This window comes from Rhodopseudomonas sp. P1, assembly GCF_039642825.1.
GTDB classification, from domain to species: domain Bacteria; phylum Pseudomonadota; class Alphaproteobacteria; order Rhizobiales; family Xanthobacteraceae; genus Rhodopseudomonas; species Rhodopseudomonas palustris_H.
The window spans coordinates 4891587-4910456 of the sequence record NZ_CP088006.1 but is presented as its reverse complement, the minus strand read 5'-3'; the positions used below and the strand labels follow the sequence as shown (position 1 = coordinate 4910456).

23 protein-coding genes are annotated in these 18870 nt (G+C 64.9%); 16 read left to right on the top strand and 7 right to left on the bottom strand.

Annotation, left to right across the window (positions count from 1 at the left end):
* Positions 1-175 precede the first annotated feature (175 nt).
* Together LRC39_RS22715 and LRC39_RS22710 are read left to right on the top strand one after the other, a co-directional pair.
* Positions 176-1231 carry a YeeE/YedE family protein gene (locus LRC39_RS22715; RefSeq protein ID WP_413776306.1) on the top strand — a complete coding sequence of 352 codons (1056 nt, stop codon included), beginning with the start codon at positions 176-178 and terminating at the stop codon, positions 1229-1231.
* Between the two features lie 212 nt (positions 1232-1443).
* Positions 1444-1896, top strand: a complete 453-nt coding sequence (locus tag LRC39_RS22710) for a hypothetical protein (RefSeq protein ID WP_346295717.1) — start codon at positions 1444-1446, stop codon at positions 1894-1896.
* On the opposite strand, the gene LRC39_RS22705 is transcribed toward LRC39_RS22710, so the two are convergent.
* The 3 genes from LRC39_RS22705 to LRC39_RS22695 form a co-directional block, all read right to left on the bottom strand.
* Complete coding sequence (locus LRC39_RS22705) at positions 1811-3013, bottom strand: YeeE/YedE family protein (protein WP_346295716.1); 1203 nt, start codon at positions 3011-3013, stop codon at positions 1811-1813. The two genes, LRC39_RS22710 and LRC39_RS22705, sit on opposite strands and share 86 nt — an antisense overlap.
* Positions 3014-3089: 76 nt before the next feature.
* A complete protein-coding gene (locus tag LRC39_RS22700; RefSeq protein WP_011160008.1) occupies positions 3090-3464 on the bottom strand; it encodes an ArsR/SmtB family transcription factor in 375 nt (124 codons plus the stop codon).
* A 38-nt stretch (positions 3465-3502) separates the two neighbouring features.
* Positions 3503-3901 carry a thioredoxin fold domain-containing protein gene (locus LRC39_RS22695; RefSeq protein ID WP_346295715.1) on the bottom strand — a complete coding sequence of 133 codons (399 nt, stop codon included), beginning with the start codon at positions 3899-3901 and terminating at the stop codon, positions 3503-3505.
* A gap of 40 nt (positions 3902-3941) precedes the next feature.
* Here LRC39_RS22695 and LRC39_RS22690 point away from each other — a divergent pair, with 40 nt between their 5' ends.
* Entirely contained in the window at positions 3942-4685 is a 744-nt protein-coding gene (locus LRC39_RS22690) for a cytochrome c biogenesis CcdA family protein (RefSeq protein ID WP_346295714.1), read from the top strand.
* A gap of 28 nt (positions 4686-4713) precedes the next feature.
* Entirely contained in the window at positions 4714-5307 is a 594-nt protein-coding gene (locus LRC39_RS22685; protein WP_346295713.1) for a SoxW family protein, read from the top strand.
* Positions 5308-5450: 143 nt separating this feature from the next.
* Here LRC39_RS22685 and LRC39_RS22680 read toward each other — a convergent pair whose 3' ends face one another.
* The 3 genes from LRC39_RS22680 to soxA all read right to left on the bottom strand — a co-directional run bounded on the left by LRC39_RS22680 (position 5451) and on the right by soxA (position 7695).
* Complete coding sequence (locus LRC39_RS22680; RefSeq protein ID WP_346295712.1) at positions 5451-5948, bottom strand: GlcG/HbpS family heme-binding protein; 498 nt, start codon at positions 5946-5948, stop codon at positions 5451-5453.
* A gap of 169 nt (positions 5949-6117) precedes the next feature.
* On the bottom strand, positions 6118-6861 hold the full coding sequence (gene soxX / locus LRC39_RS22675) for a sulfur oxidation c-type cytochrome SoxX (RefSeq protein WP_346295711.1): 744 nt from the start codon (positions 6859-6861) through the stop codon (positions 6118-6120).
* Positions 6862-6873: 12 nt separating this feature from the next.
* Positions 6874-7695, bottom strand: a complete 822-nt coding sequence (gene soxA, locus LRC39_RS22670; RefSeq protein WP_107356983.1) for a sulfur oxidation c-type cytochrome SoxA — start codon at positions 7693-7695, stop codon at positions 6874-6876.
* A 185-nt stretch (positions 7696-7880) separates the two neighbouring features.
* On the opposite strand from soxA, the gene soxY reads away from it, so the two are divergent.
* From soxY to LRC39_RS22615, 11 genes are all read left to right on the top strand, one after another.
* Positions 7881-8345, top strand: coding sequence for a thiosulfate oxidation carrier protein SoxY (gene soxY / locus LRC39_RS22665; RefSeq protein WP_107356982.1), 465 nt, complete (start codon positions 7881-7883; stop codon positions 8343-8345).
* A 35-nt stretch (positions 8346-8380) separates the two neighbouring features.
* Positions 8381-8710, top strand: coding sequence for a thiosulfate oxidation carrier complex protein SoxZ (gene soxZ, locus LRC39_RS22660; protein ID WP_346295710.1), 330 nt, complete (start codon positions 8381-8383; stop codon positions 8708-8710).
* 142 nt (positions 8711-8852) lie between these two features.
* Positions 8853-10550, top strand: a complete 1698-nt coding sequence (gene soxB / locus LRC39_RS22655; protein ID WP_346295709.1) for a thiosulfohydrolase SoxB — start codon at positions 8853-8855, stop codon at positions 10548-10550.
* Positions 10551-10619: 69 nt separating this feature from the next.
* Positions 10620-11915, top strand: a complete 1296-nt coding sequence (gene soxC / locus LRC39_RS22650; protein ID WP_346295708.1) for a sulfite dehydrogenase — start codon at positions 10620-10622, stop codon at positions 11913-11915.
* Entirely contained in the window at positions 11899-12654 is a 756-nt protein-coding gene (locus tag LRC39_RS22645; protein WP_346295707.1) for a c-type cytochrome, read from the top strand. The genes soxC and LRC39_RS22645 overlap by 17 nt, the downstream gene beginning before the upstream one ends.
* A gap of 210 nt (positions 12655-12864) precedes the next feature.
* Positions 12865-13977 carry a YeeE/YedE family protein gene (locus LRC39_RS22640; RefSeq protein WP_346295706.1) on the top strand — a complete coding sequence of 371 codons (1113 nt, stop codon included), beginning with the start codon at positions 12865-12867 and terminating at the stop codon, positions 13975-13977.
* A 39-nt stretch (positions 13978-14016) separates the two neighbouring features.
* Positions 14017-14436 (top strand): c-type cytochrome, encoded by a 420-nt coding sequence (locus LRC39_RS22635; protein ID WP_346295705.1) that lies wholly within the window; start codon positions 14017-14019, stop codon positions 14434-14436.
* Between the two features lie 27 nt (positions 14437-14463).
* Positions 14464-15729: an NAD(P)/FAD-dependent oxidoreductase gene (locus LRC39_RS22630; RefSeq protein WP_346295704.1), complete on the top strand. Its 1266-nt coding sequence runs from the start codon at positions 14464-14466 to the stop codon at positions 15727-15729.
* 38 nt (positions 15730-15767) lie between these two features.
* On the top strand, positions 15768-17060 hold the full coding sequence (locus LRC39_RS22625) for an NAD(P)/FAD-dependent oxidoreductase (protein ID WP_346295703.1): 1293 nt from the start codon (positions 15768-15770) through the stop codon (positions 17058-17060).
* A 24-nt stretch (positions 17061-17084) separates the two neighbouring features.
* On the top strand, positions 17085-17561 hold the full coding sequence (locus tag LRC39_RS22620) for a methyltransferase family protein (protein WP_346295702.1): 477 nt from the start codon (positions 17085-17087) through the stop codon (positions 17559-17561).
* A 23-nt stretch (positions 17562-17584) separates the two neighbouring features.
* Entirely contained in the window at positions 17585-17974 is a 390-nt protein-coding gene (locus tag LRC39_RS22615) for a rhodanese-like domain-containing protein (RefSeq protein WP_107346029.1), read from the top strand.
* Positions 17975-18060: 86 nt separating this feature from the next.
* Here the strand turns inward: LRC39_RS22615 and LRC39_RS22610 are convergent, their stop codons facing one another.
* Entirely contained in the window at positions 18061-18597 is a 537-nt protein-coding gene (locus LRC39_RS22610; protein ID WP_346295701.1) for a recombinase RecQ, read from the bottom strand.
* A gap of 81 nt (positions 18598-18678) precedes the next feature.
* Between LRC39_RS22610 and LRC39_RS22605 the strand changes: the two genes are divergently transcribed.
* Positions 18679-18858, top strand: a complete 180-nt coding sequence (locus LRC39_RS22605; protein WP_346295700.1) for a cadmium ABC transporter ATPase — start codon at positions 18679-18681, stop codon at positions 18856-18858.
* Positions 18859-18870: the final 12 nt, after the last annotated feature.

Genomic DNA, 18870 nt, shown 5'->3' with positions numbered 1-18870 from the left:
AACCCGGAGAATAATTTCGCCTTTCGCGCCTTCCGGAGAGCATGTTTCTCTCCACCCCGAAAGGCCCCGGCAACTTCCTGCTTAATTTTCAGGCCGTATTTACCGGTATCCGGGGGATGCGTACATCCAGCCTCGAAAGGCGCGCCAATTGGTGCGCCGGCTGGAGGATCAGTCGATGCAGATGCCCGAATTGGTGATCGTGTTGGGTTTTGCGATCGGCGCCGCGTTTGGCGTCGCGGGGCTGCTGAGCGGCTTCTGCCTGATGAGCGGCCTGCGCGATTACTGGACCAAGGACGACGGCCGCAAGCTGCGCAGCTACGCGGTGGCGCTGGCGGTCGCGATCGTCGGCACGCAACTGATTTCCGGCCTCGGTTATGTCGACATCGGCAAGTCGCTGTATCTGCAGCCGTCGTTCTCCGCCCCGCTGATCTTCCTCGGCGGCCTGATGTTTGGCCTCGGCATGGTGCTGGCGAACGGCTGCGCGTCGCGCGCGCTGGTGCTGCTTGGCAAGGGCAATCTCCGCTCGCTGCTGGTGGTCGGGATCATCGCAGTCGCGGCACAGATGACCCTGAAGGGCCTGATCGCGCCGGCGCGGCTCGCTTTCCTGCAGTGGACTCAGGTATCGCCGCCGCACGTCTCGGTGCCGTCGCTGATCGGCGCGCTCGGCGTCGGTGAGGCCTTCGCCCAGATTGCCGCGGTGCTGATCGCCGCCGGTGCGCTGCTGGTGTTTGCATTCTCCGATCGCTCCTTCCGTCGCGCTACCGGCCAGATCACCGCGGGTGCAGTGATCGGTCTGCTGGTCGTCGCGGGCTGGCTCGCCACTGGTTACTTCGGTGCCGACGAGTTCAACCCGATCCCGGCGACCTCGCTGAGCTTCGTCGCGCCGCTCGCCGATACGCTGCAATACGCGATGTTCTCGACCGGCCTGACGCTGAGCTTCGGCGTTGCACTTGCGGTGGGCGTGTTCGCCGGCAGCGCCACGACTGCGCTGCTCACCGGCCGGTTCGCACTGGAGGGCTTCACCTCGGCGCCGCACATGCTGCGCTCGACGCTGGGGGCGGCGCTGATGGGCGCCGGCGGTGCGATGGCCTATGGCTGCTCGGTCGGGCAGGGGCTCACCGGCCTGTCGACGCTGGCGCTGCCGTCGTTCATCGCGGTCGCCGGCATCGTCGGCGGCGCCGCGCTCGGCATCCGCCGCTTCGCTCCGGTCGCGGCGCTGGCGACGCGGTGAGAGCTAAAGGCAGTCATTCCGGGGCGGGCGTAAAAGCGCGCGAACCCGGAATCCCGGGTTCGCCAGCTGCGCTCGCGCCCCGGAATGACCAACCCGAGTTCTCTCATCTGACCTGACGGCAACGTGATGCCCCGGCACCGCTCGCTCGCAGATGACTTCGGCGGCAGGTGCGGTTAGCGTGCGCGTCAAACAAACCTTCCGGGAGGAGTACGATGAAGTCGTTGTTCAAGGCTGCCGCTGCGGCGGCGCTGCTGATCGCCGCCGCGGCCCCTGGCTTTGCGGCCGATGCCAAGTTGCACCGGGTCGCGATCCAGGTCGATCAGAACGATCCCGCGGTGATGAACCTGGCGCTGAACAACGCCGCCAACATCATCGAGTACTACAAGGCAAAGAACGAGGACGTTCAGGTCGAAGTCGTCACCTTCGGGCCCGGCCTGCACATGCTGCGCGCCGATTCATCGCCGGTGAAGGACCGGATCAAGCAGATCGCCGACGGCGCGTTTCCCTCAGCCATCAAATTCGCGGCCTGCGAGAACACCAAGACCGGGATGGAGAAGCATGAGGGCCACGCCGTCAGCCTCATTCCGCAAGCGAGTGCGGTGCCGTCGGGTGCGGTGCGTCTGATGGAGCTGCAGGACGACGGCTGGGCTTATTTGCGGCCGTAACGGCCGGTGTCCGGCGTCGCCGCAGCCATTCGTGCCAGGCATCGAACCGGCGGCGGATCAGCTCACGCGGCGAGCCGTCGACCAGCACCGCAATGCCGATGCGGGCGCCGAGCATCATGCCGGCGATGGCGATCGGCCACGACAGCGCCATCACCGAGCCGGCGGTGATGCCCTGGCCGATGGTGCAGCCGCCGGTCAGGATGCCGCCGAATCCCATCAGCGCCGCGCCGGCGACGTGACGGCGCATCTCGTGGTCGTCGTCGAATGCTTCCCAGCGCAGCTCGTCGGTGTGCCACGCGGCTAGAAACGCACCTGCAACCACGCCGAACACGGTGCCGACACCGAAGTCGGCGAAGTTGGCGACGTTGAGCAGCCCGGCATACACCGCTTTGCCGACCGTCGAGACGAAGGTCAGGCTTTGCGGATGTACCGGCCCGGCGAACGGATCGGCGAGCTTGGTGGTCGCGAGCCAGCCGACCACCGTCAGCACGCCGAGCGCGACGCCGGCAGCCAGCAGCCGCGGCGTCCGCCGCAGCCGCTTGTCGCCCAGCGCGATCAGGCACAGCACGCCGCCGCCCAGCGCGGCGATCACCGCGCGCAGATCCATTCCAGAGAGATGCTGCGTGAGCGCCGCCAGATCGGTGTTGACGCCCTCCGGCATCGTGATCGCGAAACGCTCCAGCACGGTGATGCGGAAGCCGGAGAACATCCCGCGCAGCGTCGCATAGGCGGCGCCGCCGAGCACCAGGATCACCACGAAGCTGCGCAGATCGCCGCCGCCGAGCCGCACCAGCGAACCGAAGCCGCAGGTGCCGACGAATGCCATGCCGATGCCGAACAGCACGCTGCCGATCGCGATCGAAATCAGCGGCAGCGCCGGGGCGGTGTAGTTGGATTGGCCGGGATCGAGCTGGCCGGCGATCACCAGCGCCTGAGTGCCGAGCAGCGCGATGCCGAGCGCCAGACCGAAGATGCGCAGGCGTCGCGTATCGCCGCCCATCAGCGCGTCTTCGACCGCCCCGAACGAGCATAGCCGCGCCAACCGCACGAAAAAACCAGCGGTGACGCCGACGCACAGGCCGGCGAGCGCGAGCATCCAGGCGGATGCATCCTGCATGGGGTTCCCTCGTTTGCGCGCAGGCGTACGATGCGCGCTTGCGTCGGCTTATTGTTAGCGTGTCGCGAGGGATGGCTTACTTCTGGCCGTCTCGCGCGGACGAGCAGAAGATATCATAGATCACCGAGATCACGCGACGGACGTCATCATTGGCGAGGCTGTAGTAAATGGTCTTACCATCCCGCCTGGTGTCGACCATGCCGTCGTAGCGCAGCCGGGCAAGTTGCTGTGAGACCGCCGACTGCCGCAGCGACAGGATGTTCTCCAGCTCGCTGACCGAGCGTTCGCGCTCGGCGAGCAGGCACAGCAGCAACAGCCGGTTCTCGTGCGACACCGCCTTGAGGAAATTGCTCGCCTTGCGCGCCCGGCGCATCAGCATGTCGAGCTCGGGCGAGTACTCCGCGCCGTCGCGCAGTTCGGTCTCGATATCGGGTTCGAGGATCGGGGGCATGGCGATCTGCTAACGTCTCCGTTGGCGTTGCGATACGATCAGATGTGACTGCGCGGCGGTACGATCTTGGTGGCAAGCGCGCCGAGCAGGCCCCAGAACGCGTCGTCGTTGATGTAGCCGGTGATACGTCCGACCTCGCGGCCCTGGTCGATCACCACGAAAGTTGGCGTAAACCGCACCGGACTTGCAAGTCCGAGGCCAGGATCTTTGTCGTGGTCGATGTTGATGCGGCGCAGCGGCAGCCGCTTGGCCTCATCGGTCTTGGGATAGATCGGGCCGACATCGCGGTCCCAGCGCGCGCACCAGACGCAGCCGTCGCGCTCGAACATCACCAACTCGGCCGCGTGCGCCGCCACAGCTGATAGCTGCGCCGCACCCAACAGAATCGCGCCGATGAGAGTCGATTTCAGCATCTTCCCGGTCATTCTATGATACATATAGACGAATTCGCATGTATAAACTAGGGGCGGAAGCGCGGTGGTTTCGAATATCTCGCTGGTCGGCGCCTTCGGGGCCGGGGTGTTGTCGTTCCTGTCGCCCTGCGTGTTGCCGCTGGTGCCGCCTTATCTTTGCTTTTTGGCCGGCGTCAGCCTCGATCAGCTGACCCGCGGTGCCGATCAGCCGTCCAAGGCGATCGACGGGCGCGTGGCCGGCGCTTCGCTGGCGTTCGTGCTTGGCTTCTCCACCGTGTTCGTCGCGCTCGGGGCGTCCGCCTCGGCGATCGGCAAGGCGGTGACCGACCATTTCGAAGCGCTCGGCATCGTGGCTGGGGTCATCATCATCGTGCTCGGGCTGCATTTCCTCGGGCTGTTCCGGATCGGCCTGTTGTATCGTGAGGCCCGGTTTCACAACGTCAGCTGCGGCGTCGGCTTCGTTGGGGCTTACGTGGTCGGTCTCGCCTTCGCGTTCGGTTGGACGCCGTGCGTCGGGCCGGTGCTGGCGACGATCCTGCTGGTTGCCGGCGTCGACGGCTCGGCGGCGCACGGTGCGGTGCTGCTCGGCGCGTACTCGCTCGGGATCGGGCTGCCGTTCCTGCTGGCGTCGCTGTTCTCCGGCGCGTTCATCCGGCTGATGGCGCGGCTACGGGCACAGATGGCGACGGTCGAGAAAGTGATGGGCGGTGCATTGGTGCTGACCGGCGTGCTGTTTCTCACCGGTGCGATGCCGAAGATTTCCGGATGGCTGCTGCAAACCTTTCCTGCCTTCGGCGAGATCGGCTGACGGCGCCCGGCAACAGGGAGGACAGGTGATGACAAAGACTGGAGTCTCGCGCCGCAGCGCCATTGCCACGCTGGGATTTGGCGCGCTCGGTGCGCTGTCGCTGCGTGCTGCGCCGGCAAGCGCGGCGGAGCCGGTGCTCGGCGACGACGGGCTGTATCAGCTCGACTGGTATCTGCAGAGCTTCCTCGATCTGAAGGAAGATCTCGAAGGCGCCACCGCCAAGGGCAAGCGCTTCGCGATCCTATGGGGGCTCAAGGGCTGCCCTTACTGCAAAAAGCTGCACGACGTGCATATGCGCGATCCGGCGATCGAGAGCTACATCCGCGATAATTTCGAGATCGTGCATCTCAATCACATCGGCGCCCGCGAAGTCACCGATTTTGGCGGCGGCAAACTGAGCGAGAAGGCATTTGCGCAGGCTTACGGCATCCGCTTCACCCCGTCGCTGCAATTCTTCCCCGAGAGCGCCGATGGCCTCGCCGCCAAGAAGCCGCAGGATCGCGAAGTCGCCCGCATGCCCGGCCTGCTCGAGCCGCCGGAATTCCTGGCGATGTTCAAATATGTCCGCGAGAACGGCTATCAGTCGATGCCGTTCACCGACTGGCTGAAACGGCCAGTGTAGCAACTCGTCATTCCGGGGCGCTCGCGCTCAGCGAGCGAACCCGGAATCTGCAGCGGGCACGGCTCGGCAGTTGCCTCGCACACTCACCTCGGGATTCCGGGTTCGCGCCTGACGGCGCGCCCCGGAATGACGCGATGTGGCGTTTAGAAATCCAGTTTGTCCTTGATCGCTTCGATGCCGGCTTTGGCGCAGGCTTCGTCCGCTTCGCCGCCGGGAGCGCCGGAGACGCCAATGCCGGCGACCAGCGAGCCGGCGGCTTCGACGATCAGTCCGCCGCCGAGCACCACGACGCCGGGCAGGTCGCGCAAACCTGATTGCGGCATGCCCGGCTTGGTCATGTTGGCGAGCTCGCCAGTGCCGGTCTTGAATGACACCGCGGTCCAGGCCTTGCCGGTCGCGGTGCTCGGTGTGTGTGCCCCGGCGAAGCGGTCGCGCAGCATCACCTGCGGCAGGCCGCTGCGATCGACGACGGTCACTGCGACCTGAAAGCCCTGCTTGCGGCATTCGCCGAGCGCCACCTTGGCGGCGTCGAGTGCCAGTTCCGGGCTGAGCGACTTACTGGTCACCAGCGCGTCGTCGGCGCGCGCTGGTGCGGCCAACAGCGTGAGGCCGACCACGACTAATCCGATCTTACTGAGCATCAGACTGCTCCATCTTCGATGAGAAATGTGTCTGGTCCGTCGTCATGGCGAGAAGCACCCAGATCGACGCTTCGCGTCTTCCGTTCACAGGCTCCGCGACGAAGCAATCCGTGTCGATAAAGAGCTGGATTGCTTCGCTTCGCTCGCAATGGCGCACGTTTTGGTGGTGCTATTCCTTGTTCACCGGCGATTCCGGATCGAACAGGAACGCCATCACGTCCTTGATCTGCTGTTCGGTGAGGAAGCCGTTGGTGCCGAACCGCGGCATGTTCGAGCACGGCACCACTGCCTGCGAATTGTAGATCTTGGTGTAGGCCTGCTTGATCTCGGCTTCGGTGTAGTTGCGGTCCTTGCCGTAGTGGGTGAGGCTCGGGCCGAGCGTGCCGAACGATACTTCCGACTTCGCCATCTGATGGCAGGCGTAGCAATTGCCGCCATGGACCGTTTCCGGCTTGTCGGAGAACTGGCCGCCTTGGCCGTTATTGGCGATCTTGGCGCCTTCCTTCCAATTGCCGAGGAATTTGCCATCGCCCGGATAAACCACCTTGGTGATCTCGCGCTTCATGATCGCATCGCCGACCTCGTGCGGCACGTCGTTGCGATACTTGTTGCAGGCCTGCATCGTCTCGTCGGGGACGATGCGCTGCTGCCAGTCTTCCGGCGCCTTGCCGAACGTCGCCTTGATGTAACCGTCGACGGTTTCGGGCGAGACCTTTGAGGCGACGGTCGCGGTCTTGGCGGGAGCCGGCGAGGGGCCGGGCTTCGTCGCCTCGGCTGTCTTGTCGGCAGCCTTGCTCATCGCACCGGCCGGCTTGCTGACCGGCTGGTCGGCGGCGAGGCTCGCGATCGGGGCGGCACAGCTCAGCGCGCCACCGAGGGCGAGCGCCAGCATCGAAACGTGCAACTTCGTCATGGCGTCGCTCCCTCAGCGCTTGATCGACGGCACGGCGAGTTCGCCGCCCGCCGCGATCTTGTTGAGATACAGCGTCAGCGCGGTGATGCCGTCGGAGCCGTACTCCGGCGCCGGCCAGCGCTGCTGGCGATAACAGTCCCACAGCCGGTGCTGGAATGTGCGTAGCGCGCTCTGCGACACGCGGTAGGTCGGCCAGCTCGCCATCGTGACTTGCGCGTCCTTGCCGGGGCCGGCGAGGTAGGGCAGGGCCTGGAGACGGATGCGCTTGCCTTCGGCGCCGTGGCAGGTCGAGCACGAGAAATCCATCACGCCGCCGCGGCGGTGGAACAACTCTTCACCGACAGCAGCCATTTCCTGCTCTTTAGGATGGCTGAGCTGCGGCTCGATCTTCATGCCGCTGGATTTGTTGGCGATGAACGCCACCAGGTCTTCCATGTCGGAAGGTTTGCCCGGACCCGAGAAGCGGCGCGCGACCACGTCCTTGGTGTCGAGCCCCTGGATGTTCTGCATGCACCACAGCAGGCGCTGCTCCAGGTCCATCACCCGGTCGGCATCTTTGAAGTAGCGCGGCAGCTGCGCGAACGCGCCTTCGAGCTTGCCGGCGCCGAGACCGAGATCGCAGCTTTCGAGCGAGACATTCTTGGTGCCGCGCTTCTCCGCCCACAATTGTTCGCCACGATCGACCGCAAGGAATCCGGGATTGGACATCGGGTCGGAAATCATCTCGCGATAGCGCTCGATTTCCTTCTCGCTGGCGTCCTGCGCCTTTGCGACGATCGGCATTGTGCAAAGCACAACAGCGATCACCGCCGATAGAGCGGTGATGGGTCTCATGTGTCCTCCCTCCTCGGCGACCGTCTTGTGAGTTGCGGCCGACGATACCTCGGCGCGCTGCCTGGCATCTTTACATTCAAGAAAAACAATATAATGATGTTTGCGGATCATGACCGATCGCGCTTGCAAACGTCAAGCGTTAGTATGGCAAGGGACGCGAAAGACTCCCTGATGGAGGATGCCCAATGGTGTTCATGAAGACCGAGACGAGCCGTCGCGAGGCGTTGGCGTTGGCGGGCATCGCCGGCCTTGCCGCGCTCCTGGCGCCGCGGATGTCCTTCGCCGATGCGGCGATGGTCGATGCCGAGATCAAGAAGCTGTACGGCGACAAGAAGTTCGACAGCGGCAAGATCAAGCTCGATGTGCCGGAGATCGCCGAGAACGGCCTAGTGGTGCCGATCACCGTCGATGTCGAAAGCCCGATGACCGATGCGGACTACGTCAAGGCCGTCCACGTGTTCGCCGATGGCAATCCGCTGCCCGGCATCGTCAGCTACAAGTTCACTCCGGCGTGCGGCAAGGCTTCGGCCTCGACCCGGATGCGGCTGGCGCAGACCCAGAACATCATCTGCATCGCGGAGATGTCGGACGGCAAGCTGTACTCGACCAAGTCGAGCGTGAAGGTCACCATCGGCGGCTGCGGCGGCTAATCCGGCAACGGCAACAAATAGGCGAGGAAATTTCAATGTCCGTCAAACCGACTCCGCGCGTCCGCGTTCCGACCCAGGCCAAGCCGGGCGAACTGATCGAAATCAAGACGCTGATCTCCCACGAAATGGAATCCGGCCAGCGCAAGGACGCGTCCGGCAAGATCGTGCCGCGCAAGATCATCAACACCTTCACGGCCCAGTTCAACGGCAAGACCGTGTTCGAGGCCGATTGGAATCCGGCGATCTCCGCCAACCCATATCAGTCGTTCTTCTACAAGGCGTCGGAGAGCGGCGAGTTTGCCTTCCTGTGGAAGGACGATGACGGCTCGGTGTACGAGTCCAAGCACAAGCTGACCGTCGCCTGATCGCGACCAACGTCACGACCTAACTATCCGTCGCAGACCACCGGGAGCCGGATCGGCTCCCGGAACGAGGATCTGCGGCTGAATCAACGGTTGCCAGTCACGGCGGCGGTGCCGAACGCGGCGCGAAGCAAGGGATGAAACGATGATCTCGAGGCGGGAATTCCTGCAGGCGACGGCCGCCGCATCGGCTCTGACGATCACCGGCGGCCTGGGGCCGATCGGGCGGGTGGCGGCTCAGCAGCGGCTGACGCAGGCCGACATCCTCAAATTCGATCCGCTCGGCACGGTGACGCTGCTGCACATCACCGACACGCACGCTCAGCTCGTGCCGCTGCATTTCCGCGAGCCCTCGGTCAATCTCGGCGTCGGCGAGGTCAAGGGCAAGCCGCCGCATCTCACCGACGAGGAATTCCGCAAGTACTTCCATATCGCCACCGGCTCGCCGGATGCGTTCGCGCTGACCGCGGACGACTTCACCGCGCTTGCCCGCAACTACGGCAAGATGGGCGGCTTCGACAGAATCGCCACGCTGGTCAAGGCGATCCGCGCCGAGCGCGGCGCCGACAAGGTGCTGCTGCTCGACGGCGGCGATGCGCTGCAGGGCAGTTGGAGTTCGCTGAAGAGCAACGGCCAGGACATGATCGACGCGCTCGCCGGGCTCAAGGTCGATGCGATGACCGGTCATTGGGAGTTTACCTACGGCGCCGACCGCGTAAAAGAAATCGCCGAGAAGGCACCGTTTGCTTTCCTGGCGCAGAACGTCCGCGACATCGAATGGCAGGAGCCGGTGTTCGAGGCGCGCAAGATGTTCGAGCGCGGCGGCGTCAAGATCGCGGTGATCGGCCAGGCATTGCCACGTACCGCCGTCGCCAATCCGCGCTGGATGTTTCCGAACTGGGAGTTCGGCATCCGCGAGGAGGATATGCAGAAGCAGGTCGACGATGCGCGCGCCGAAGGCGCCGCGGTCGTGGTGCTGCTGTCGCACAACGGCTTTGATGTCGACCGCAAGCTCGCCGGCCGGGTGAAGGGCCTCGACGTCATCCTCACCGGCCACACCCACGACGCTATGCCCGGCGTGGTCAAGGTCGGCGACACCGTGCTGGTGGCGTCGGGCTCGCACGGCAAGTTCGTGTCGCGGCTGGACATCAAGGTCGACGGCGGCAAGGTTGCGGACATCCGCTTCAAGCTGATGCCGGTGTTTGCCGACGCGATCGCGCCGGACCCGGAGATGGCCAAGCTGGTCGAGAAGCTGCGCGAGCCTTACGCCAAAGATCTCGCCCGCGTCGTTGGCAAGACCGACTCGCTCTTGTATCGCCGCGGCAATTTCAACGGCACCTTCGACGATCTGATCTGCGACGCGATGCTGAAGCAGCGCGACACCGAGATCGCGCTGTCGCCCGGCTTCCGCTGGGGCGGCACGCTGCTGCCGGAACAGAGCATCACCTGGGAGGCGATCGCCAACGCCACCGCGATCACCTATCCGAACTGCTACCGCACCGAGATGACCGGCGAGCAGCTGAAGAACGTGCTCGAAGACATCGCCGACAACATCTTCCATCCCGACCCGTACTATCAGGGCGGCGGCGACATGGTGCGCACCGGGGGCATGGGCTACGCGATCGACGTCTCCAAGGAGATGGGCTCGCGCATCTCCAACATGACGCATCTGGCGACCGGCAAGTCGATCGAGGCGTCGAAGAAGTACACGGTGTCCGGCTGGGCCAGCGTCAACCAGGGCACCGAAGGGCCGCCGATCTGGGAGGTGCTGGAGAAGCACGTCGCCAGCGCCGGCCCGGTGAAGATCGAACCCAACAGCGCGGTCAAAGTCTCCGGCGCCTGATCCGCGCCGGAGGTGCGGACTGGTGCGTTCCATACATTCACGTATCGCAATGAGAAAGAGGCTAGCGGCATGAGTGAAAAGCCCACATCCGACGTCCTCAACCGCCGCCGGTTTCTCGGCGCGGCGGGGCTTGGTGCGGCCGGTCTCGCCGGTGCTGGGTCGATGCTGCCATCGCTTGCGGCCAAGGCCGGTGAGGCGGCCAAGCCCGACCCGGCGATCACCGAGATCCAGGATTGGAATCGCTATCTCGGCGACGGCGTCGACAAGCGTCCCTACGGCGTGCCGTCGAAATTCGAGAAGGACGTGATCCGCCGCGACGTGTCGTGGCTCACCGCGTCGCCGGAGTCCTCGGTCAACTTCACGCCGCTGCATGCGCTCGACGGCATCATCACGCCGTCCGGCCTGTGCTTCGAACGGCATCACGGCGGCGTCGCCGAGATCGATCCCGCGCAGCACCGTCTGATGATTCACGGCCTGGTCGACACCCCGCTGGTGTTCACCATGGATGACATCAAGCGGATGCCGCGCGTCAACAAGATCTACTTCCTGGAGTGCGCGGCGAACTCTGGGATGGAGTGGCGCGGCGCGCAGCTCAACGGCTGCCAGTTCACCCACGGCATGATCCACAACGTGATGTACACCGGCGTCACGCTGAAGACGCTGCTCGACCAGGCCGGGGTGAAGTCGAACGCCAAATGGCTGCTGCTCGAAGGCGCCGACTCTGCCGGCATGGATCGGTCGTTGCCGCTGGAGAAGGCGCTCGACGACGTGATGATCGCCTATGCGATGAACGGCGAGGCGCTGCGTCCGGAAAACGGCTATCCGCTGCGCGCGGTGATCCCCGGCTGGCAGGGCAATCTGTGGGTGAAATGGCTGCGCCGCATCGAAGTCGGCGACATGCCGTGGCAGACTCGCGAAGAGACCTCGAAGTACACCGACCTGATGCCAGACGGCCGCGCGCGCAAGCATACCTTCGTGATGGACGCCAAGAGCGTGATCACCAGCCCGTCGCCGCAGATGCCGCTGAAGTTCAGGGGTCGCAACGTGCTCACCGGCATCGCCTGGTCCGGGCGCGGCACCGTCAAGCGCGTCGACGTCTCGATGGATGGCGGACGCAACTGGTCCGAGGCGCGGATCGACGGCCCGGTGCTGAACAAATCGATCGTGCGGTTCTACGTCGACTTCGACTGGAACGGCGAAGAGCTGATGCTGCAATCGCGCGCGATCGACGAGACCGGTTATGTGCAGCCGACCAAAGCGGAGCTGCGCAAGATCCGCGGCGTCAACTCCGTGTACCACAACAACGGCATCCAGACCTGGCTCGTGCATCCCGACGGAGTGACCGAAAATGTCGAAATCGCTTAAGGCTCTCGCTGGGTTCGCCGTCGTCGCCGCGATGGTGCTGCCGCTGGCGCAGGCCGGCGCTGAACACAAGCCGGGTCACAAGGCCAAAGACGCGGTGAAGGAAGCCAAAGCACCGGCGCAGGCCGCCGTGCCGGCTGCGCCGCCCGCGCCGGTGAAGCTAGGTCTGGGCCGTCCGGCGCTGCCGGAAGAGATCGCGGCCTGGGACATCGATGTCCGTCCCGATGGCCAGGGGCTGCCGCCGGGGCGCGGCACCGCCAAGGAAGGCGATGCGCTGTTTCAGGAGAAGTGCTCGACCTGCCACGGCGAATTCGGCGAAGGCGTCGGCCGCTATCCGGTGCTGTCCGGCGGTCACGGCACGCTGAAGGCGGATCGTCCCGATAAGACGATCGGCTCGTACTGGCCGGACGCCACCACGGTGTACGACTACGTCCGCCACGCGATGCCGTTCGGCAACGCGCGCTCGCTCAGCAACGACGAGATCTACGCACTGACGGCGTACATCCTCAACATGAACGACGTCATCAAGGATCAGGACTTCGAGCTGAACCAGACCAATCTCGCCAAGGTGAAGATGCCAAACGCGGACGGTTTTTACGAAGACGATCGCGATACGGCCGAGAAGGCATTCTGGAACAAGAATCCGTGCATGAAGGATTGCGGGCCTGCCCCGAAGGTGATCGGCCGCGCGATCGCAGTCGACGTCACGCCCGACGACAAGGCCGGGCCGAAAGTCGATTGATACGTGATGGCGTACGCTGTGGTTCCAGCGCGGCGCCCGCCAAGTAATTGCACCAGCGTTCGGCTGGCTGATTAGTTCGGTTGCGCCAGATCAATGTCGATCGGCGCATGCGGAGGACAATCTGTCGTTCCGCGGCCGCTGTTTGGAAGATCGAAGACGACCGACGACGGGTTGCAGTCGAGCGTGCCGCAAAGACGAGGAACGCTTCTTTTGGATCTCGACCTTCTCATCGAGCGCTTCGGCGAAACCACACTGCTGACCGCGGGCGGTCTGCTGGTGGGGCTGGTGTTCGGCGCGACCGCCGAACGCAGCAAGTTCTGCCTGCGCTCGGCAGTCATCGAGTTTTCCGAAAGCTCGTTCGGTCCCAAGCTCGCGGTGTGGCTGCTGACGTTCTCGGCCGCGGTTGCCGCGACACAAGTCGCAATCACCTCCGGCGTGCTCGATGTGTCCGAAGCGCGGCAGCTCGCCGCCACCGGCAGCCTGTCGGGCGCGATCATCGGCGGGCTGATGTTCGGCGCCGGCATGATCCTGTCGCGCGGCTGCGCCAGCCGGCTGCTGGTGCTGTCCGGCACCGGGAACTTGCGCGCGCTGGTCACCGGTCTGATCCTCACCATCGTGGCACAGGCGTCGCTGCGCGGCGTGCTGTCGCCGGTGCGCGAGTTCCTGACGTCGCTGTGGACGCTGCCGGGCGGCGCATCGCGCAACCTGCTCACCGTGGTTCACGCCGGTCCGGTGATCGGCGCCGCCTTCGGCTTTGCCGTCCTGGTGTGGGCGCTGTGGCTCGGCTGGCGCAACCGGATCGGGATCATCACCGGCATTGCCGCGATCGGCGTCGGCCTCGCCGTCACCGGCGGCTGGCTGGTCACTTACATTCTGGCCCAGCATTCGTTCGCGCCGACCCAGATCAAGAGCGTCAGCTTCACGGGGCCCTCGGCCGATACGCTGATGGGACTGATCAACTCGCCCTCGGTGCCGCTCGGCTTCGACATCGGGCTGGTGCCGGGCGTGTTCGCCGGCTCGCTGCTCGCCGCCTTGATCAGGCGGGATTGGAAGCTGCAGGGCTTCCATGATGGTCTCAGCATGGGTCGCTACGCGGCTGGGGCTTTCCTGATGGGATTCGGCGGCATGCTGGCCGGCGGCTGCGCGGTCGGCGCCGGCGTCACCGGTGGTTCAATTTTTGCGGTCACCGCCTGGTTGGCGCTGGCTTCGATGTGGCTCGGCGCGCTGGCGACGCATACGCTGCTCGACGCGAGAGCGGCGGCCAAAGTGGCCGCGGCCCCGGCGATCGAGCCGGCTCTTTCGGCGAAACAGACCGGCAACTAAGCCGGCACGCCACGACGACTTTGTCTCGGGAGGATGACGATGGCCGTGCTCGGCCGATATTTCGATCGTTCGGATTGCGCCCGCTCGCCGGCGCTGCAGATGCGTGCCGTGTTGCGGGCGCGGCTCAGCGCCGCAGCGATGCTGCTCGTCTGCGTGCTTGCGGGGCCGGCGCTGGCCGGCGGTGACCGCGAGCTCGGCGAGTATCTGTCGAGCGAATGTGTCACCTGCCATCAGATCAGCGGCCGGTTCGACGGCATCCCGTCGATCGTCGGCCGCGACGAGCCGGAGCTGATCGCCGCGCTCACCGAATATCGCGACAAGGTCCGCGACAATCCGGTGATGCGGGCGATCGCCGCCAAGTTCAACGACGAAGAGATCGCGGCGCTCGCGAGCTACTTCGGCAGCATCGAAAAACAACAAATCGAGCGCACCGCGGACCGGAGTGGAGACATCCGGTAGTCGATCAACATAATTGGAGGGGACGAGATGAGGATCAATCGGCGCCATTTTTCGGCTGTCTTATTGGCGGCCGCGGGTGTGGTCGGAATGCCCGGCGTGCTGCGTGCACAGGCCAAGCCGCGCGTGGTGGTGATCGGCGGCGGGCCGGGCGGCGCCACCGTGGCGAAATATGTGGCGCGGGACTCGCAAGGCGCGGTCGAGGTCACGATGATCGAACCGCTGGAGACGTTCGTCACCTGCTTCCACTCCAACCTCTATCTCGGCGACATGCGTTCGTTCGAGTCGATCAGTCATGGCTACAAGCTCGGCAGCTACGGCGTGAAGCATGTCCGGCAGTTCGCCGCGGCGATCGATCGCGACAAGAAGGAGGTCAGGCTCGCCGACGGCTCTGTCGTGCCCTACGATCGGCTGGTGATGGCCCCCGGCATCGATATCAAATTCGACTCGGTGCCCGGCTATTCTGAAGCCGCGGCCGAGATCATGCCGCACGGCTGGAAGCCGGGGGCGCAGACCAAGCTGGTCAAGCAGCAGCTCGACGCGCTGCAGGATGGCGCGACCATCGTGATGGTGGCGCCGCCGAATCCGTATCGCTGCCCGCCGGGTCCGTATGAGCGCGTCTCGGTGATGGCCAAGGTGCTGAAGGCCAAGGGCCATACCAAGTCCAAGATCATCGTGCTCGATCCGAAGGACAAATTCTCCAAGATGGCGCTGTTCCAGGAAGGCTGGCAGAAGCACTATCCGGGCATCGTCGAATGGATGGACCCGAAGATGCACGGCGGCATCAAGGGCGTCGATCCGGCCGCGATGACGGTGACGACCGATTTCGAGACCATCAAGGCCGACATGGTCAACGTCATCCCGGCGCAGATGGCGGGCAAGATCGCGCGCGAGGCCAATCTCGTCAATGAAACCGGCTATTGCCCGATCGACGCCACCAACATGAAGTCGGCGATCGATCCCAACATCTACGTGCTGGGCGACGCGTCGATCGCCGGTGCGATGCCGAAGTCGGCGTTTTCGGCCAACAGCCAGGCCAAGGTGGTTGCCAATGCGGTGCGTGGCGAGCTGACAGGATCGCGCACCTTCCCGGCGCGTTATGCCAACACCTGCTGGTCGGTGCTGGCCCAGGACGATACGGTGAAGATCGGCGGTCGCTATGAGCCGAAAGACGGCAAGATCGCCGAGATCGAAGGGTTTGTGTCGAAGACCGGCGAAGACGCCGGCATTCGGCTGCAGACCTCCGAAGAGAACATGGGATGGTATGCCGGCATCACCGCCGACATCTTCTCCTGACGTCACTGCGGGCCGGCGCTTCGCGCGTCGGCCCGCGCTTGAATTTGCGGAGCTACGACGTGTCCAAGCCGAACCTGATCAGCCGCCGCGGCGTGATCCGCGCCACCGCGGCGGCAACGGCGATGTTCGCCTGTCCGGTGATCGCCAAAGCCAAGCCGCGCGTGGTCGTGGTCGGCGGCGGGGCGGGCGGCGCGACGGCAGCGAAATATCTGCGTCACGGCAATGATGCGATCGACGTCACGCTGATCGAAGCCAATCGCCGCTACGTGACGCCGTTCACCTCGAATCTGTATCTCGGCGGCCTGAAGTCGTTCGACACCCTGACGTTCGGCTACGAAGGCGTCGCCGCGCATGGCGTCGGCCTAGTGTTCGACCAGGTCTCGGCGATCGATCGCGACAACAAGGAAGTGCGCACCGCCAGTGGCGCGCGGCTCGGCTACGACCGGCTGGTGCTGTCGCCGGGGATCGACTTCCGCTGGGATGCGGTCCCCGGCTATTCCGAAGCCGCTGCCGAGCGGATGCCGCACGGCTATCGCGGCGGCGCGCAATTTCAACTGCTGAAGAGCCAGCTCGATGCGCTCGGCGATGGTGCTCTGATTGTGATCATCGCGCCGCCGAATCCGTATCGCTGTCCGCCGGCGCCGTACGAACGCGCCTCGATGATGGCGCACGCGCTGAAGAGCCGCGGCGTCAAGAATGCACGCATCGTGATCCTCGACGCCAAGGATCACTTCGCGATGCAGACCTTGTTCATCGACGGCTGGGAGCGGCACTACTCCGGCATAATCGAGTGGCAGGATCCAACCATCCACGGCGGCATCAAGGCTGTCGATCCGAAGGCGATGACCGTGACCACCGATTTCGAGACCCACAAGGCGGCGCTGGTCAATGTCATCCCGCCGCAGATCGCCGGCAAGCTCGGCCGCGACGCCGGGCTCGCCGATGCCAGCGGATTCTGCCCGGTGGATGCCGGCACCATGGCGTCGCTGATCGATCCCTCGATCCATGTGATCGGCGATTCTGCGACCGGCGGCGAGTTTCCCAAGTCCGGCTTCGCCGCCAACAACGAGGGCAAGACCGCCGCGATGATCATCCGCGCCGATCTGATCGGCGACCGCCGGATGCCGGTGCGCTTCACCAACCATTGCTGGAGCGACATCGCACCCGATGACGCGATCAAGAACGGCGCGCGCTATACGCCGCAGGACGGCAAGATCGTGATGTCCGACCCTTATACCTCGCAGCTCGACGAGAGCCCGCAGCTCCGCGCCAAGCAGGCGCGTGAAGCGGCCGGCTGGTATATCGGCATGACCACCGATATATTCGGTTGATCGAATGTACGCCGACGAGTTGCAATGACTGGTTCCGAGGGCTCCCGCCCGAACAAACTACCGTGGCCGCCGATGCTGCTGGCGATCGCGGCCGTGATCGCGATCGGGCTCGGCATGGTGCTGCCGCTGCCCTTGCCGCGCAGCGACATCGTGGTGTGGGCCGGCTATCTTGTCGCCGCACTCGGCTTCGCGCTCGACGGCTGGGCGATCCTGACGATGCGGGCTGCCCGCACCAACATCCTGCCGCATCGCGCCGCCGACCGGTTGGTGACCTGGGGCCCATTCCGCTTCAGCCGCAACCCGATCTATCTCGCCAACACGCTGCTGTTGATCGGCATCGGGCTTGCCGCCGGCAATGGCTGGTTCGTGCCGCTCGCTTTGTTGATGGCGGTGCTGGTCGACCGGCTGGCAATTCGCCGCGAGGAGCGCCATCTCGCGATTCGTTTCGGCAACGCCTGGATCGACTACGCGGCGGCGACGCCGCGCTGGCTGATCCGCTGAGCCATGTCCCACAGGAGACTGCCATGACCACGTTGAAGCAGATGATGGAAGCCGCCAACGCCGCGGTGCCGCGGGTGAGCGTCGACGACGCACGCCATCTGATCGAGCAGGGCGCGCTGGTGATCGACGTCCGCGATGCGCCGGAAGTCGGCAACACCGGCAAGGTCGCCGGCGCCGTCAACATCTCGCGCGGCATGCTGGAATTCCGCGCCGATCCGGATTCGCCGTTCCACGACAAGCACCTCGCCAAGGATCGCCCGGTAATCGTGTACTGCGCCTCGGGCGGCCGCTCGGCGCTGGCCGGCAAGGTGCTGAAGGATCTCGGCTATGAAAAGGTGTTCAACCTCGGCGCCTTCAAAGACTGGGCCGAAGCCGGTGGCGCCGTCGAACAGCCGATCGAACGCGGCATGTAATCTCCGCGACCAAGCAATCCAGCGGTGCGAGACGCTGGATTGCTTGGCTTCGCTCACTACGGCGTCGAACTGACGTTCTGGTCCTCTCACCGCTTTTTCGTTTTTGCAGTCTTCGCGGACTTCGTCTTTGCTTTGGAAGCCGCAGACTTCGTCGTCTTGGACTTCGCGCCCGACGCCTTGGCGGTCTTTGATGACGCGGTCTTTGACGTTGAGGTTTTAGACTTCGTCGTTTTGGCCTTCGACGTCTTGGCCTTGGAAGCTCCAGACTTGCTGGCAGCCGACTTCGTCGCGGTCTTGGCCGCTGTCTTCGCGCCCGACGTTGCTCCCGCCTTCGCGGCGGTCTTGTTCTTGTTCGGCGAGGGCTTGGCCAAGGGCTTGGTGAATTCGGCGAGGCCGGCGCGCGCCGCAGCCTTCGTCACCGTGGCCTTGACCGGACCGCTGACCAGCCGCCGCACCGCGCGCTTGGCCGCGACCTTGGTGATCTCGACCGCGCCGTCCACCACCATGTCGATCAGATTGTCGACCAGCGGCAGGCGTTTCTCGGCTGATTTGCGCGGCCCCGCCGCGGCCTTGTCCTGGTTCGGCGCCTGATCGCGCCCGTCGTCGTTCACGCTCTCGTTCACGCTGCTGTCTCCCGCGCTTGGCTCGGCTGAGGAACGTTTCAGTCCACCTGTCCTTGACCTTCTTTGCGAAGGTGTCGGCAGATGACGGGTGAGGACCTGAATTGGTTCCAGACCGCGGTGCGCGTGCTGTTCCTCGCGGCGGTGTTTTCCTACGCGGCAGTGATCAGCGTTCGGCTGCTCGGCCGGCTCGGCGGCATCTTCCGCCGCGGTCCGCGCGTGGTGCGTTTGGGCAAGTATCGAGAACTGGGGCGTCGGCGCTGAGCTGCCGGCTGC